This is a genomic window from Nocardia amikacinitolerans NBRC 108937, from assembly GCF_001612615.1.
In the GTDB taxonomy this organism is placed as follows: Bacteria; Actinomycetota; Actinomycetes; order Mycobacteriales; family Mycobacteriaceae; genus Nocardia; species Nocardia amikacinitolerans.
The window spans coordinates 127,547-143,140 of record NZ_BDAU01000033.1 but is presented as its reverse complement, the minus strand read 5'-3'; the positions used below and the strand labels follow the sequence as shown (position 1 = coordinate 143,140).

The 15,594-nt window shown below is 64.0% G+C and carries 11 protein-coding genes and 2 pseudogenes; 7 read left to right on the top strand and 6 right to left on the bottom strand.

The window, feature by feature from the left end; translation table 11 throughout:
* Positions 1-114: 114 nt before the first annotated feature.
* Both NAM01S_RS24635 and NAM01S_RS24630 read right to left on the bottom strand, forming a co-directional pair.
* The gene (locus tag NAM01S_RS24635) at positions 115-894 is read right to left on the bottom strand and encodes an ESX secretion-associated protein EspG (RefSeq protein WP_067789198.1); all 780 of its coding nucleotides are present in this window, start codon (positions 892-894) and stop codon (positions 115-117) included.
* On the bottom strand, positions 891-2,426 hold the full coding sequence (locus NAM01S_RS24630; protein WP_157107893.1) for a PPE domain-containing protein: 1,536 nt from the start codon (positions 2,424-2,426) through the stop codon (positions 891-893). The genes NAM01S_RS24635 and NAM01S_RS24630 overlap by 4 nt, the downstream gene beginning before the upstream one ends.
* Positions 2,427-2,444: 18 nt before the next feature.
* Here NAM01S_RS24630 and NAM01S_RS35305 point away from each other — a divergent pair, with 18 nt between their 5' ends.
* Positions 2,445-2,837, top strand: coding sequence for a hypothetical protein (locus tag NAM01S_RS35305; RefSeq protein WP_157107892.1), 393 nt, complete (start codon positions 2,445-2,447; stop codon positions 2,835-2,837).
* Positions 2,838-2,852: 15 nt separating this feature from the next.
* Here NAM01S_RS35305 and NAM01S_RS24625 read toward each other — a convergent pair.
* Positions 2,853-3,112 (bottom strand): annotated as a pseudogene (locus NAM01S_RS24625) (integrase core domain-containing protein); the annotation flags it as partial.
* A 311-nt stretch (positions 3,113-3,423) separates the two neighbouring features.
* On the opposite strand from NAM01S_RS24625, the gene NAM01S_RS34320 reads away from it, so the two are divergent.
* Both NAM01S_RS34320 and NAM01S_RS24615 read left to right on the top strand, forming a co-directional pair.
* Positions 3,424-4,716, top strand: coding sequence for an amidohydrolase family protein (locus tag NAM01S_RS34320; protein ID WP_169810899.1), 1,293 nt, complete (start codon positions 3,424-3,426; stop codon positions 4,714-4,716).
* Between the two features lie 44 nt (positions 4,717-4,760).
* Positions 4,761-5,831, top strand: a complete 1,071-nt coding sequence (locus NAM01S_RS24615) for an amidohydrolase family protein (RefSeq protein WP_253799263.1) — start codon at positions 4,761-4,763, stop codon at positions 5,829-5,831.
* Between the two features lie 65 nt (positions 5,832-5,896).
* Here NAM01S_RS24615 and NAM01S_RS24610 read toward each other — a convergent pair whose 3' ends face one another.
* Positions 5,897-6,640, bottom strand: a complete 744-nt coding sequence (locus NAM01S_RS24610) for a FadR/GntR family transcriptional regulator (RefSeq protein WP_067789191.1) — start codon at positions 6,638-6,640, stop codon at positions 5,897-5,899.
* A 181-nt stretch (positions 6,641-6,821) separates the two neighbouring features.
* Here NAM01S_RS24610 and NAM01S_RS24605 point away from each other — a divergent pair, with 181 nt between their 5' ends.
* Positions 6,822-8,267, top strand: coding sequence for a GntP family permease (locus NAM01S_RS24605; RefSeq protein WP_067789189.1), 1,446 nt, complete (start codon positions 6,822-6,824; stop codon positions 8,265-8,267).
* A 96-nt stretch (positions 8,268-8,363) separates the two neighbouring features.
* A complete protein-coding gene (locus NAM01S_RS24600; RefSeq protein WP_067789186.1) occupies positions 8,364-8,876 on the top strand; it encodes a gluconokinase in 513 nt (170 codons plus the stop codon).
* A gap of 704 nt (positions 8,877-9,580) precedes the next feature.
* Here the strand turns inward: NAM01S_RS24600 and NAM01S_RS24595 are convergent.
* Together NAM01S_RS24595 and NAM01S_RS24590 are read right to left on the bottom strand one after the other, a co-directional pair.
* On the bottom strand, positions 9,581-10,117 hold the full coding sequence (locus NAM01S_RS24595) for a hypothetical protein (RefSeq protein ID WP_157107891.1): 537 nt from the start codon (positions 10,115-10,117) through the stop codon (positions 9,581-9,583).
* Between the two features lie 198 nt (positions 10,118-10,315).
* Positions 10,316-12,874, bottom strand: coding sequence for an AAA family ATPase (locus tag NAM01S_RS24590; RefSeq protein WP_169810898.1), 2,559 nt, complete (start codon positions 12,872-12,874; stop codon positions 10,316-10,318).
* Positions 12,875-13,594: 720 nt separating this feature from the next.
* On the opposite strand from NAM01S_RS24590, the pseudogene NAM01S_RS24585 reads away from it, so the two are divergent.
* Positions 13,595-14,407 (top strand): annotated as a pseudogene (locus NAM01S_RS24585) (dolichyl-phosphate beta-glucosyltransferase); the annotation flags it as partial.
* A gap of 468 nt (positions 14,408-14,875) precedes the next feature.
* The gene (locus tag NAM01S_RS24580; RefSeq protein ID WP_253799266.1) at positions 14,876-15,559 is read left to right on the top strand and encodes a DUF8020 domain-containing protein; all 684 of its coding nucleotides are present in this window, start codon (positions 14,876-14,878) and stop codon (positions 15,557-15,559) included.
* The last annotated feature ends 35 nt before the right edge of the window (positions 15,560-15,594 follow it).

The following is a 15,594-nucleotide window of genomic DNA, read 5'->3' as shown; positions in this document are numbered from 1 at the left end:
CAGCGCGGCGATGCTCCCCGCTCGACAGGCTTCAACCGCTCCCGAAGCCTACGACTGCCGGAGTCGCGCCACGCGGCGCCAAGACGAATATGGCGGCCGCCCCGCACCGCCGAGTCAGGATCGCTGGTCTTTGATAGCTGAGACCACGGCGGCGATCTCGTGGTTGATCAGTCGCACGAAGCGTTCTCTGTCGGCGGAAAGGGCAGAGTAGGGCTGGCGATTCGGGATCACGTAGCGGCCGTCGGCGGGCAGGTCTCGCCAGTGGAGTCGTCTCGCGGAGCGACCGCGTGGACCGAAAACGGATATGCCCTGGATGATTTCGATCGTGCCGACTCGCGCAGGCTGTTGTTGCAGGAATTGCCTGCCGAGCGACTCGTGGGTGTCATGCCAGGCTGCCGATATCCGCGGCGGTGCGACATGGTCGTCGTAGCAGCTCGGCTCGTCGGGAATCGGGAGCACGACGTCGTGCCCACCACCGGGCATGGCGGGCAGGGCGGCGACCACACGATCGGCCAAGCGCAGTGGATCGCAGTCGGTGATCGTGAAACCCGCACTGTGCTGGATCGTTTCACCCGGTCGTTGGGTCAGCAGATAGCCGTTCGCACCGCGACGCACCGCAAGCATCCGAATGCTGCCGCGTGGATCGCCGGGGTTGTTGCCGTCGACGCCGCGGACGAGCACCCGGATATCCGGGCGGGCGACCACATCGATGGCCCGCTCGAGTTCGGCGGATACCGTGGTGCGCAACCGTTCCCGGATCTCGCGGCGTGCCCGCTGATAGTCGCGTTCCAGCGGAATCCGGCTGATGTAGGTGAAAGGGCGTGGTAGCAAGCCCTCGCGCAACCGTTCCCACAGGACGACGAACTCGAAGTCGTCGAGTGTCCATGTCGTCATCGTTCGATCACCGGAGTGTTGACCACCCGAGGCGCCTCGCCCAGCGCCTCCTCGAAGTGGTGCGACGATTCCAGGTAGGCGGCGCGCCGATGCCCGTCGCGCTTGTCACCACTATTGGCGGCGCCACCCATCCCGGCGGGCCCTGGCACGCCGGGTGAGTTCGATGCGGCCGCCAAGCGATCCGCCGCGCCGACACCTCCGGGTTCGACAGGCAGGGCCGCGCGTGGAAACAGTTTCGCCATGCGGGCCGGGTCATGCTTGGGAGCGGCGACGGTTGGTGTCGAGTGTCCCGCACCGCGCGCACCGGATCCGGCTTCCGCTGACGCGTGGTGCGGCAACGAGCGGGCGGCTGCGGGCGGCGCCGAACCCGACGACGGGCGTTGGGCGGCCGAGACCTGTTGAGCTGCTTGCCCCAGAGCCGCAGGCAGACCCTGACCGAGATCAGGCGATAGTGATCGCGCGACTTCCCGCGTACTGTCCCCACTCTGCCCGGCGCTGCGCGGCGCTGAACCCGCCATGGCGGGAGTCGTCGGCGCCGGACGTGCGTCCGGTTCCGAGTAAACCGTCGGTAGAGGCGACGTCCCGCCTCCGGGGGCGGGAACGGGCGCCACCGGCATCGCCGCGCCCGCGACCGTAACCGGCGACGGTGTGACAGCGGCAGTCACCGTTTCGGTGCCGGTACTCGTGGCACCAGAACCCTGTCCGCCGCCACCGCCCTCCACGCCCTGCTCTAGCACCGGCACCTGGGCGAACGCAGACTCGACCGGCGGCAGAATCGGCACCCGGACGGCCGAGGCATCGATGCCGACCCCATACGTCTGTCGCAGCGCCTCCTGATACTCAGGAGTAGGATCCTCCACGGTGTAAGACATCGAATACTGGCCGTAGGGATCCATGTTCGCGGGCAAGGCACGAGACGACCCGGCCGGATTCATCGGTTCCTGCGGCATGCTCACCCGAGTCGCTTCCAGCCACCCCGCGGTGTAGGCGAGGTTGTCCGCCATGAGCCCCATGCTGTTCGACAGCTGCCGAACACCATCGGCGTACGCCCGCGCAGCCACGACGGCCGCCTCACGTCCCGCACCGCGCCACTGGTCCACCGTCACGGAATCGACGCGATTGGCGTACTCGACGGTAATCGCGTCGAGTTGCTCACTCATCCACGTCCAACGCCCGCCCGCGTCGGCCACCTGCTGGGCGCGGATGCTCTGACCCAGCTCGTAGAGGTCCTCGTAGAGCAGGGCGTTGGGGTTCTCGATGTCGTCCCTGATCGTGGACGGCTCGAATTCGTCGTGTTCCCGCAGCTGTTCCGACATGGGGTCGACCTCGTGAGCGGCAACCGGATCCAGCCAATCGCCCGGATCCCGATAACGTCCGTCGCTGCCGATGTCACCGGCGATGGGCGTGGATTCCGGTGAACGTCCCAGCGCGGTCGATGCTTCTCGGGGCGTGGTGACGCGCCCGAGTTCCTCCGCGTTCAAATCCTCGACACGAGCGTACTGCCGGCCCGCGTCGACGAAAGTTTCGATCATGTTCCGGAGAACAGCGACATGCCCGTCGAGGATCCGCCCGAGTTCGACGCCCTTGTTCGCGAATTTCACCGCAAGCGCTTCGCCCGACGACAAGTTCGACAGCGGTTCGAAGTGCTCCACTTGCGTCGCGTTCTCACGAATGGCCAGTACACCGCCGAGGAGCTCGACCACCACCTCCACAACCTCGAGCGCCGCTCGCGGATGGAATTCCAACGCACCACCCTGCGCCTGATCACGCAGTGCTTCCCAAGGGTTCGTCACACCGATCTCGCTCACTCGAACCTCCGGATCCAAGCGGTGCACGACCGGCCGCTCATGGCTGCCACGCACTTGTACAGTTCGGTGACGATCTTCATGCCGCCGCAGCGCATGAACCAGGGCTCAATCAATCCCTCGGCAGCCAGAACCTAGGCTCGACAGAACCACTCAACCGCAAGTGATCGGGGTGCGGTAGCTGAGGGAGGAGTGGCGGCGTTGGCGGTTGTAGAAGATCTCGATGTAGCCGAAGGCCGCGTTCGCGAGTCGACGACGCGAATCTTCCATTTCTTGCGGTCGAGCAGTTCGATCTGCATCGACGACCAGAAGGATTCGATCATGGCGTTGTCGAGCCCGTCACCGACAGTCCCGAACGACGGCAGTAGTCCGGCCGATCGGATCTTCTCACCGAAAACCCAAGAGGTGAACTGCTCAGGTTCAACCGGTGGTCGCAACACCCGAGGTCACGGAGGGTGTTATGGGAAGGCCATCGGACTGGATGCGGGAGGTCACCGGACGAGCGCCGATGAGGTCTCCGGGCCATCCCGATGGCGTTCCCAGAGAGTTATCAGTTTCGCCGCGCACTAGCCTGAGATTCACCGTGTGTTCTAGCAACCAGCAAACAAGCGGGGAACCGAAGCATCCGACCGGCACTCCGCGCTGGCCCATTCTCTGAGACATAAGGACGCATACCTTGGTGGCACACGGTGGTTCAGTTGAGCGCCGAAAGGTTCTAATGGGCATGGCGGTAGCGCCCTTGGCAATGGCTGCCGCATGCTCCGGAAAACCGGGTTCCGATTCCGCACCTACCGGAACCCAGGTCCGGGCATTCACCGGCGCTCGGCTGATCGACGGCCGGGGCGGACCGGCGGTCGAGAACGCGACGGTCGTCGTCTCCGGTGATCGGATCGTGTCCTTGGGAGCCGGTATTCCGACTCCCACCGGTGCCGCAGTTGTGGACCTACGCGGCAAGACGATATTGCCGGGGTTGATAGACGCCCACGTACACCTGGGCGGATTGCCGAACGGAAGCAGTGCCGCTTTCGGAGGCCGGACTTTGACTGATGATTACGCGGTGCCGCGAACACGTTCCTTGGACTACGGAGTGACGAGCGTGCGCAGCCTGGGCGATTTTCTCGATGATTCACTGCAAGTACGCGATGAGGTCGCACGCAACGCTGTGCCAGGACCCCGGATCGTAACCAGTGGCCCGAGCTTCCAGATGAAGGGCGGCCACCCCAATGGCACGGTGTGGGCCAATGACTCGACCGCAGCGGCCGAAGCGGCGCGCATGCCGACGACCGCCGACGAGGCGACCCGGATGGTCGATGACCTCGCGGCGAAAGGCGTGGATCTGATCAAAGTGATCGTGTCAGGCATTGTGTTCCCAAACGGCGCCGGAAACGGACAGAAGCTGCCATGGGATGTGATAGCCGCCATTGTCACCGCGGCACATCGCAACAAGTTGAAAGTCACGGCCCACACCGAGACCGCCGAGGACGCGATGCGGGCGATCGAGCTGGGTGTCGACCATATCGAGCACATGTATATTCCACGTTCGGGGCAGTTGACGGACGAATCCGCCTACGACAGCGCCTTTGCGCTGATGGCGGAGAGGGGCACGGTTGTGACGCCCACAATGATCGTCAGTGCGCAAACGACACAGCCGCTCGAAGAGGTGGACCTGCGCACCCTGACCGCAGGTCACAAGCTGGTCCAACGCGCCTACGACCACGGCGTGCGCCTGGCGGTCGGTTCGGATGCGCACCAACCCGATGTACATGGGTGGGGGTTGCTCGCCGAGCTGGTCATGATGGTCAACGATCAGCAGATCCCGGCGCTGCGAGCAATCGAGGCCGCGACGAAAACGAACTCCGAAGTGCTCGGATTGTCGGATCGGCTCGGGACTGTCGAGGCCGGGAAACTGGCGGATCTGCTCGTGGTGTCCGGCAATCCGGCCGAAAGCATCACCGATCTGGCAAATGTGCAGCTTGTGATCCAGGGCGGCAAGACCGTCGTGGACAAGACGCGATAGCCCGGACCGCTCTGTCAGCCACCGCCACCTTTCAGGAGACATAGATGGTTGATTTCGATCGCCGGACCGCGTTCAGGGTCTTCGGCACCGCCGCAGCAGCGGTGCCTGCCGCGGCCGTATCGATTCCACTACTGACGGCGTGCGCCGACCAACAGCCGAGCAGCGAAACGCCCACAGCGACACCACGGATCGACGTGCACTGTCACTACTTGCCCGACTTCTATCGGGAAGAGATGGTCGCAGCGGGCCTTTCGAAACCCGACGGGATCCCGGTGTTGCCCCAATGGAGCGAGTCCGCGGCGCTCGATGCGATGGACCAGCTCGGTGTCACTAAGCAATATGTCTCGATCACCTCTCCGGGTGTCAACCTGACCGACAACATCGCCGCGCGCACGCTGGCCCGCCGGGTAAATGAAGAGGGCGCACGGTTGAAGACCGCCCACCCCGACCGGTTCGGCTTCTTCGCCTCGACCCCGCTGCCCGATATCGACGGGGCGCTGACCGAAATCGCCTACGCCTTGGATGATCTCGGTGCCGCCGGTGTGGTGTTCGAAACGAACTTCAACGGCACCTACCTCGGCAACGACGTACTCGAACCTGTCTACGCCGAACTGAATCGCCGCAAAGCGGTGCTGTTCCTGCATCCAACGAGCCCTCACACCGCCTGCGGCACTCTGGACACCGGCCTGCCCTACCCGAACACGATGATCGAGTTTCTCTTCGACACCACCCGCACCATCGCCAACATGGTGCTGGAAGGCGTCCCAGAGCGCCACCCGAATATCCGCGTCATCGTTCCGCACGGCGGAGCTGCCCTCTCGGTCCTGTGCTCACGCATCGACGCCCTGGGCGGACGACAGACCGGCAAGGACCAGCCGCTGCGAAAAGCATTGAAGCAGATGCACTTCGACCTAGCCGGGTCGCCGCTCCCGGACCAGCTGCCCGCTCTGCTGGGTGTCGCCGATCTTTCCCGCATCCACTACGGTAGCGACTGGCCCTTCACACCCCTCACTGAAGGGCGAACCAACGCAGAAGCGCTCGACAACGCGGCACAACTCGCCGGTGACAGGCTCGCCGATGTGATGCGCGGGAATTCCGAGAAGCTGTTCGCCTGATCCGCGGATCAGAGGAATGCTCGCCCCAGCGGATGCAGCGATCGCGGTGGCCACCGCCGGTCCTGTCATAGGCCCGGATCGGCTTGGGGCTGTTCTTCTAGACGGGCGACCGCCGTCGCCGACTCGATGACGATCTCCCGCATCGCACTTTCCGCGGCCGCACCGTCTCCGGCTTGTACCGCGGAGGCTACGTCGAGGTGCAGCTGCAAGGCGCGGGGGTCGGCGTGGTGCGGCATGAGCGCGTGTTCCGTTCGGCCGACCAGCACCTCCCGAATGATCGGTGCGAACGCCACCAGCAGCGGATTTCCTGACGCGGCTAGAAGTGTCGCATGGAACTGCATGTCGTGTTCGAGATAGGCTGCCGTGTCGGCGGCCCGGGCAGTCGCTGACATGCCGATCACCGCTGCGGTCAGCTCGCCGCACTGGGTCGGCGAGGCGTGTGTGGCGGCTAATCGAGCAGCCAGGGGCTCGACACCCGAGCGTAGGTCGGCGAGCCAGGCCAGCTGCGAGAAGCGGCCGGGACCGGCCAGCTGCCAGCGAATCATTTTGGGATCCAGAGCATTCCATTCCCGCTGGTCTAGTACGGTAACCCCGGCCCGACGCCGGATCCGCACCATGTCGAGGGATTCGAGGACACGCAGCACTTCCCGCGCGACCGTTCGCGACACCTGGAAGCGTGCTGTGATCTCCTCCGCGGAGATCCGGGCCCCCGCGGGGAGCGCACCGGAAACGATCTCGAACCCCAGCTGATCGAGCACCGACTCGTGCAACTGGCGCTGCTCGCCACACTCACCCACCACTGACCTCATCCACCGCTTCAGTCTGGCATGCGCCGAAGCCGGCGAGCACACGTATCCAGTCAGCCGTTCGATACGTACTACTTATGAACGACGATCCTTGATTTCATCGTACTAATCCGCCATAGTGGCATGCATCACCGTCTCGACCCGAAGTTGTGTCATGAATCATCACCAATTACTGGCTGCGCCAATGCTCGCCGCCCAAGCCGCCGCGAACGCCAGTGGCACGCAACTGATCGTTGCCACCCTCGCCGGTGTCGCCTTGATCGTCACCCTCATCACCTGGCTCAAAGTGCACCCTTTCCTGGCCCTGGCACTCGGGGCGGTCGCGGTGGGCGTGGTCGCCAGCCTCGGTGCCGCAGACACCGTCAAGTCGTTCGTGAGCGGGTTCGGCTCGACCATGGGCAGCGTGGGAATCCTCATCGGATTCGGGGCCATGTTCGGCAAACTCCTCGCCGATTCCGGTGGGGCCGATCAAGTAGTCGACACCCTGCTCCGACACTCCAGGCCGCATACGTTGCCGTGGATGATGGGTGTGGTCGGAGCCGTGATCGGCTTGCCCATGTTCTTCGAGATCGGCGTGGTGCTGTTGATGCCGGTGATCATTCTCGTCTCACGGCGCTCGGGGCTGTCGCTGATCACCGTCGCGATCCCTGCCCTGGCCGGACTGTCGGCCATGCACGGCCTCGTACCGCCGCACCCGGGCCCACTGGTTGCAGTCTCTGCGTTGCAGGCGAATCTCGGACTCACACTCGCGCTGGGTGTCGCCGTCGCCATACCCACGATCATTATGGCCGGCCCATTGTTCGCGACCTTGGCCAGTCGCTGGGTCCGGGTCCCGGTGCCGAGCCTGCTCAGCAATGTGCCTGTGGGCGGCCCCGCGCAGAGCGATTCCGAAAGCGCCCGCCCCGGCACCGACAATGTCGAACATCATGCCCTCACCCCAGATTCGTCGCCGGATCGCCCGCGGCCCGGTTTCGCCGCCACTATGGCTGTCATCGGCTTGCCGGTCGTCGTCATGCTGGCCAGCGCCGTCGCCGACGTGATGGCACCGCAGTCCCGGTCGATGCTGAAGCAAGCGGTCACCTTTTTCGGCACACCGGTGGTAGCACTGGGACTCGCCGTGCTGGTCGGCCTCGTCGTATTCGGCCGTGGGGCACAGATGACCCGGTCCGACCTGGCCGCCACAATGGACAGCGCACTTCCGCCGATCTCGGGCATTCTGCTGATCGTCGGTGCCGGGGGCGGATTCAAGCAGGTACTGGTCGACACCGGCATCGCCAGCTGGGTGGCCGATTCAGTGCGTGATAGCAGCCTGCCGATATTGCTGCTGGCGTGGTGTGTGGCTGCGGTCATCCGGGTGGCCACCGGATCAGCGACAGTAGCGACGGTGACCGCTTCAGGCATTCTGGCTCCGGTGGCAGCCGATCTCACATCCACCCACGCCTCTCTGATGGTGTTGGCGATCGGCACTGGATCACTGTTCCTCTCACACGTCAACGACGCTGGGTTCTGGATGGTGAAGGAGTACCTCGGTCTCGATGTCGTGCAGAACTTGAAGACCTGGACGGTGATGGAGTGCGTCATTTCAGTCGTCGGACTCGCCGGGGTCCTCACACTCAGCGCCGTCGTATAGAGCCGCACACGGCAGCGTTGCCGCCAAGGAGGAAATGTGCCGGAACCTTTTGATATCCCGCGTCACAGTGCAGCCAGACCGCACATTGTCGTGGTGATGGGAGTGTCGGGCTCGGGGAAGTCCACGGTCGCCGGGATGTTGTCCGCGGCTTTGGGCTGGGAACTCGTTGAAGGCGACGATCTGCATCCGGCGGCGAACATCGCGAAAATGGCAGACGGCGAACCGCTCACCGATTCCGATCGATGGCCGTGGTTGGCCCGGATTGCACAATGGATCGAAGTACAGGTCCGGGCCGGGCGCTCAGGGATTGTCACCTGCTCGGCGCTCAAGCGGTCCTACCGAGATGTACTGCGAAGCGCCGTACCCGGACGGACCGGCTCGATCGTGACCTTCATTCATCTCATCGGCACTCGGGAGCAACTGCACCGGCGATTGATCACACGGCTCGACCACTTCATGCCCGCTGGCCTGCTGGATTCCCAACTGCGCACCCTGGAGGATCCGACACCCGACGAGCAAGTGGCCGAAATCGGGATCGATGCGCCACCGGACCAAATCGCGCGGGCAGCGCTGGCCGCCCTCCGGCTCCGCGGCCGCCTTTCGGCCTGATCTGGATGAAGACGATGGTGAGGCTTGCGAAAGACCGCAACTCCGTCCATCGTTTCCGGTCACGGATGCGATACCTCCTCAGTGGCATACCAGTGGTGCGAGGCGTTAGGTCGGCATCGTGGCATTGCCGGTTCTCGGCGCAGCTGTGACTGCAGCGGCGTCTCAGTCGGCTCGCGATGATGCTGCCGCCGGACAGTGGGCCGCTATTCGGCCCCCATCTGCCCCCTTCGATGGTTTCGACCTGGATCGAGCCAGTCGGCTACGGCGTCCCAATCGGCGGGAGTCATTCGAGCGCTGGCACGTTCCTCGAAAGTCGAACAGCGAACGTGCAGGCGTCGATGACGCTCGATCTCCGACAGTAGTGCCGTTCCGCACCGGGAGCAGTATTCCTTGGTCACGTAGAACCGTCCTCAGATATAGAAGCAGGTCCGTCTCGGACGCGGCTGAGTTCACGCCGTTGTGAACCTTGATCGGCGCCGTTGCCACTTCGCGTCCGAGCGAACCTTCGTCGAGGTGAAAAGTGCCGAAGAATGATTCGAGTGCATCACCACCTCATGACTCTTCGAGCATGCAGGCTCGAGGGGATATCGCACATCGGGGCCTTGCGAAACTATTCCGCACGGGGCCTCAAACTATCTACCTACGACGGGCGGGCGGCCTTGCCGTCGTCCGATATCGCGACGGCATAAGCATCGAGCGCGGCATCATTCGATTCCGCGCTTCCGAATCGCGCGCGCGCCCAGCGGAAGCTGAAGATGCCGCGCACGTATTTCCACGACCATATCCGCGTAGCCCTGCCGCACTTCACCCAGCTGAGACCACACCTCATGCCACAGGGCGACGTCCGACGTATGCAGTACCGTCCACCACGCCTCGGCGTAGGTTCTTGCCATATGGCTGATCACCTCGCCCAGCGAATGCGTATGTTTACGTGCACATTTGACACGCCGAACATGCCGCGCCGCCCACGCGTTGATCTCATCGACCGTTCGATCGATCTCGGCATGAATCCGGTCGCCGTCGACGTAGCCGGATCGGGACGCCCGCCCGAACTGGATGGCAACCAGTTCAGCGTGCAGATCGCCGAGTTCCCTCGCCCACCCGACGAGTGCCGAGCCGCCGGAAACCCTTCCGGTTATCGCCTGAATCAGCTTTCCGGGATCCAACAAGGGCACGGCATCGTCCGACGACGAAGGGCTCTCCGACTGCTCGGCCGGAGCGGGCCAGGTGTTCGTACTCATCAACGACCTCATCGCACTGTGTTTCCGACGGACCACTCGAGCTTCGAGGTCTAAGGTGGCAGCGCGCATCGGGAGTACTCGGAGCCAGTCGGTGACGCGGCTCACTATCTACCTACCTACGCCCCTCGGCCACACGGGACGGGCACGCGGACGCCTCGGATCGGTCGCGCCACAGAGTGCGCCTCATCCACCCAGATGTCACCCCGATCGCTTCTTCGCTGTCCGATGCGGCCGCTTCGTCGCTTCTACCCGGACCAGACCGATCTGATTTTCCGGAACCAGCTTGATGATCTCTTCCCTCGAGGTGATGATCAACTTGCGCAGAATCGCGGCCATCTGGGCGTCGATGGTTTTCGACGAACTTCCTCGACGGATCGCAATCGCAGCATTCGTCCATCCGGCGGCCGCCAGAACGGCCACTTGCTGCTCAGCCGTGGAAAGCTCGTGCCAGTGTGACGAACTTTCCTTTCTGGCGGGATGGTCGATCGGCAACCGGTCCATGGACAGCGTTCCCAGCGCCAGCCGCTCCACCTCATGCGCCTCCGGACGCAACAGGCTGCCCTGCCGCTGCGCGGTGGCGAATGCCTTCTGTCCCAGCACCTCGCGGGCGAGCTCAATCGCTTTGTCGATTTCGTCGGTGAAAGGTCGCAGATCACCGAGTGCGACACCTAGCCGCGCGCGCAAGGTGGCGGCCCCGCCCGCGAGTCGTGCGGTTTCGGTGGCCAATGCGGCGAGTTCGGCACGGTCAGCGTTCCCTGCCGCCGTCATATCAGCGATGATCAGCCCCAACGCGAATATGCGTATATGCACCGCCCACGATTCACCCAATTTGTCCTCAGTCGAAAGGTGATGCGCCAACGCGCTGCGAGCTACCGCCAACGCCTCCCTGGGGTTTCCATGCCTCGCCAGCGCTACCGCCCGCGCATTCTCGGCAAGAGCTGTGATCCACTCGGAGCCGGACGCGGTGGCGTTGTCGAGATGGCTGCGAGTGATCCGCAAGGCCTGATCTTCGGATCCGACGAAGCCCGCGGCCCACGCCTCCATATTCGAACACATCACCTCGAAACCGATGTCCCCGACTGCGCCGAACTTCTCCCGAGCGCGCGCAAACAGGGTGACAGCGACGGGATCCCGGTGCACTAGAAGCAGTTCCGCGCCCCATACGAATTCGGCGGGAGCGGGCAGCCCCGCGTCGATCTGCGGCGTCGCCCGCCAGTCCGGAGAAGTTGCCGAGTCACGGAGGCAGGCGGCAACGCACTCCGTGAACATTCGTTGACCCTCGTCGGTCTTGCCCGACATTAGGTAGGACCACCCGATCAGCGCCATAGCTCTGATCTGGGGTTCATTCGGCTCCGATGTCAGCGCGCGGGTCGCGCGGAGTGTACGTTCAGCCCACCCGCACGTTTCGTGCGGCGATCCTTTGACGATCGGCAGCAGCATCATGCCTGTCGCGATTTCCATACCCAGCGCAGGCTCGCCGGAGGGGATGCTCGTCTCGATGGCCCGCGCGAAATTGTCCCAGGCCGCGCGGATCCAGTCCTGTAGTTCGCGGTAGCCAGTGAAGAGCCGATTCTTCTGCGCTGCAACGACTTTGTCCAGATAATAGCGCCGATGCCGTTGCGCGAGGCGTGCTGGTTCGTCCACCTCTGCGGTGGAGCGTTCTTGCAACCGCTGTCCAGCGAATACGCGGACACTCTCCAGCAGGGAATACCGCACCGTGGTCGCTGTGATGTGCGCTGTTACCAGGGACTGGTCGACCAGGCGCTCGAGCACGCGGCCGATATCCTCGACCGGTAGAGTCGTGGACTCGACTTGGTCCGGGTGGTCCCCAGTCCTTCGAGGATCGTCCGCGCAGACCACCTCGATGGCTTCCAGGTCGACACCGACGTCCGCGTCGGAGAGGGAGTCCTCCCCGGGACCCGTGTCGTAGCCGGCCGCGAAGACCGACATGCGGTCCAGAAGGAGCCGTTCCTGGTCCAGGCACAGGTCGTAGGACCAGACGATCGCGTCGCGCACTCCCCTGTGACGGGTCTCGGCCCCGAACCGCGGCCAGTGCGTCCATCGCATCCGCTTGTCGGTCACCTCTCCGCTCAGTTCCTCGACGATCATCGCCAACGGCCGACGCATCAGCCGTGCGGCCGCCAACCGGATATATAGCGGATAGTTATTCATATGGCGGCAAATCCGCGACGCCATCGCAATCTCGTCCTTCGTCGCGATGGGGTGACCGGCAAGTTCCGAGCGCTGCCGGAACAACGCCACGGCCTCCTGGAGTGACAACGACGAAACCGTCACAACGTGCTCGTCGACCCAACCCACCGCCTCACGGCTGGTAGCCAAGATGGTCAGGCCAGGCACTATCTCCAGCAACTCCGAGATCAGTTGTCCGGCGCCATCCAGCACGTGCTCGCAGTTGTCCATCACCAGGATCGACTTCTTGCTCCGCTCCGACTCGTCGGTCATGGCCAGTTTGGCGATCAGCGCGTCCCACTCGGACCGGCCGCAGAAATCGGACTCGACCACGGTGTAGGCGACTACCTTCTCGACTGCGGCCACATCGGAGCCTCTGGTGAGCCGCGCCAGCCGCACCCAATAGACCGGTATCCGACTCGACTTACGGATCCGCCGGACCACCTCGGTCGCGAGACGTGTCTTCCCAATACCCCCCGGACCTACCAACGTGATCAACCGGGCCGATGACAACAGCAGTCCGACAATCTGGTCCAACTCGGCATCGCGGCCGACGAAATCGTCCATTTCCGCAGGCAGACGCCCCGTCCGTGCTCTGCGTTCCGCCAACATAGCGATCGATCCTAGTCGCCGCTCGCGACGTCAGCTATACCTGAGCAATCCCACCCTGATGCGCACAGACGTCGACGAACTCCGCAAATCGCCCAATCGGGAGTTTGCGACGCTCCCGGCCGGGGAATGCTATGGCGTCTTTTCGTACCCCGTGCATCCTCGACACGCCGGTCGAAGACGCGGATACCCCGGGCGCGATTCTTCGGATCCCCGCAGGCTTTCGGCCGACCGGATTGCCCCGGACCCCCTCACGGTCCGGGGCAATCGGGTCGGCCGAAAGCGCCATCCACCGCCGAGATAGCCCGAAAGCACGGTCCGGCGAACGGCTGCAAGAATCCGTGCACGATCTGAACGAGGAGAAGAGCACAGGAGCCGCCGAGCGAGTGGATTGGAAGGCCTCGCCCGGCGGCTCGATTTCCCACGAGGGATTCAGGATGAGGAATTTTCTCGCGGGAAGTGCATGGCATCCAACGGTTAGCACCGAATTCCGTTAGCGCCACGTCATTCATGGTCGGCGACGTACCTCAGATCTGCCGCAGGCCCAGCTGGGAAGTTGCTGAAGGCGCGCCACCCATCGCCGCACAGGGTTCCGCTCGACCGTCCGCAAATCCATTCACAGCGAGCTGGCAGCCTCGTTCCAGGGCCACGGCAGGCACGAACGTGATCGTGGACAACATGACACGAGCACTCATTGCCCCGCACACCACTCTGACTCCGATCCCGAATCCCGCGCTGGACATTGTGATTCCGGTGTACAACGAGGAGAACAGCCTCGCGGACTGCGTGTACCGCCTGGAGGAACACCTGGCTGCGCAGTTTCCCTTCCGAACTCGAATCACCATCGCAGACAACGCGAGTACGGACTCGACGCTTCAGCTGGCGCATCTGATCCGGAGCGAGTACGACAACGTCAACGTCGTGCACCTCGATGCCAAAGGCCGCGGACGGGCGCTGCGCACCGCCTGGCTGGCCTCCGACGCCCCGGTGGTCGCATACATGGATGTCGATCTGTCGACCGATCTCAACGCACTGTTGCCGTTGATCGCCCCCCTGTTCACCGGGCACTCCGACTTGTCCATCGGCACCCGCCTCAGCGGCAAATCGCGGGTGGTCCGCGGTCCCAAGCGCGAGTTCGTCTCGCGCTGCTACAACGCCATCCTCAAAGCCACACTGCGCGCCCGGTTCTCCGACGCGCAGTGCGGGTTCAAGGCAATGCGCTCCGACGTTGCCCGCCAGGTGCTCCCCTTGGTTCAGGACGGCGAATGGTTCTTCGACACCGAGTTGCTCGTCATCGCCGAACGCGCCGGGCTGCGCATCCACGAAGTGCCGGTCGACTGGATCGACGACCCGGACAGCCGGGTCGACATCGTCGACACCGCGCTGAAGGACTTGCGCGGCATCTGGCGAATGCGCCGCGACATGGCCGCCGGCAGGCTGCCCTCGAGCATGCTGCGCCGTACCATCGGACGGCGGCCGCTGACATCCGGCTGCGGCGGGCCGAAGCCGCTGAACCGATCTGTGTCGCAGTGTTCGTCCGAACATCACATCCCAGCGCAAGCACGGAAGATCTAGGGCCGAGCGCGTCCCGGCCCCTTTCCAGCGAATTAGAAGAAATCTCACAGCGACCACGCGTCGGATATCCAGAATTGCAAGACGCATACTCCTTCTTTCATCAATTCCGTGAATTCACCCGTACCGCAGGGGATTTTCAACTATGAACTCGCATCTATCGATACCATTCGGCTAAGCTTCCTCCGATCTTGATCGCCACATGCGTCTCCCTCTCCGCCGAACCCACGCGGTGGAATTGCCGAAAACAGCACGGGAACGCATGTACGAAATTCCTTTGATCGAAAGGGAGACAGTATGAAACCCCGCAGCGGTAGCGCGGCGGCCATCGCGGTCGTCGGAACACTCACCCTCGCCGCCGGCGCCGCGCATGCCGAACCTGACGTCGTGGTGCGGCCGGACATCGTGTATTCGACGAAGCTCGTGGACCATACGGTGGTGGCCACCGTAAAACACGGCACCTTCACCGTGACGAAGGCACACCGAGACGAGGTGGCCTCGGGTGCCAGGCTGACCGAGATCAACGGCACGGCAATCGACGAGACAGGCAAGCCCGTCTCCGCCACCGACGTCGTCGACGTCGTCGACCTCGCCGACGACAGCGGACACACCGTCTTGACGCTGCCGCTGGCATTCACCGTCGCCGGCGTGGATGTCCCGGTAGAGGGTGTCGTCGAGAAGGACGGCACTGTGCTGACGTTGGCTCCGCGGCAGCCGAGCGCTCTCGAGGTCAGCCGCCCGCTGATCGTCAAACCGATCGCGTCGCAGGCGGAGAATCAGCACGCGATGAACGAGTTCTCCACGCAGTTCGGCATGGCCACCTCCATCGGCGCGTTTCTCGGCACCGCGGTGGGCGCTGCCATCGGGTGCGTCGTCACGCTGGTCGCAGGCTGCGTGACTGGACTGGTGACGGGCGCGAGCGTCGGCGGCATCCTCGGCACCGTGGCCGCGGGCGGACCCACGCTGGTCGCATCGGGCATCGACTTGTTGACCACACTGAACGCCGAGGAAGGCACGACACGTTGGGCCGACAAACCGAAGGCCGATCAGCCCAAAGCCGGTCAACCGTGATCTCGAGCCAGTGGGCGGAAATCGTCACCGCACCT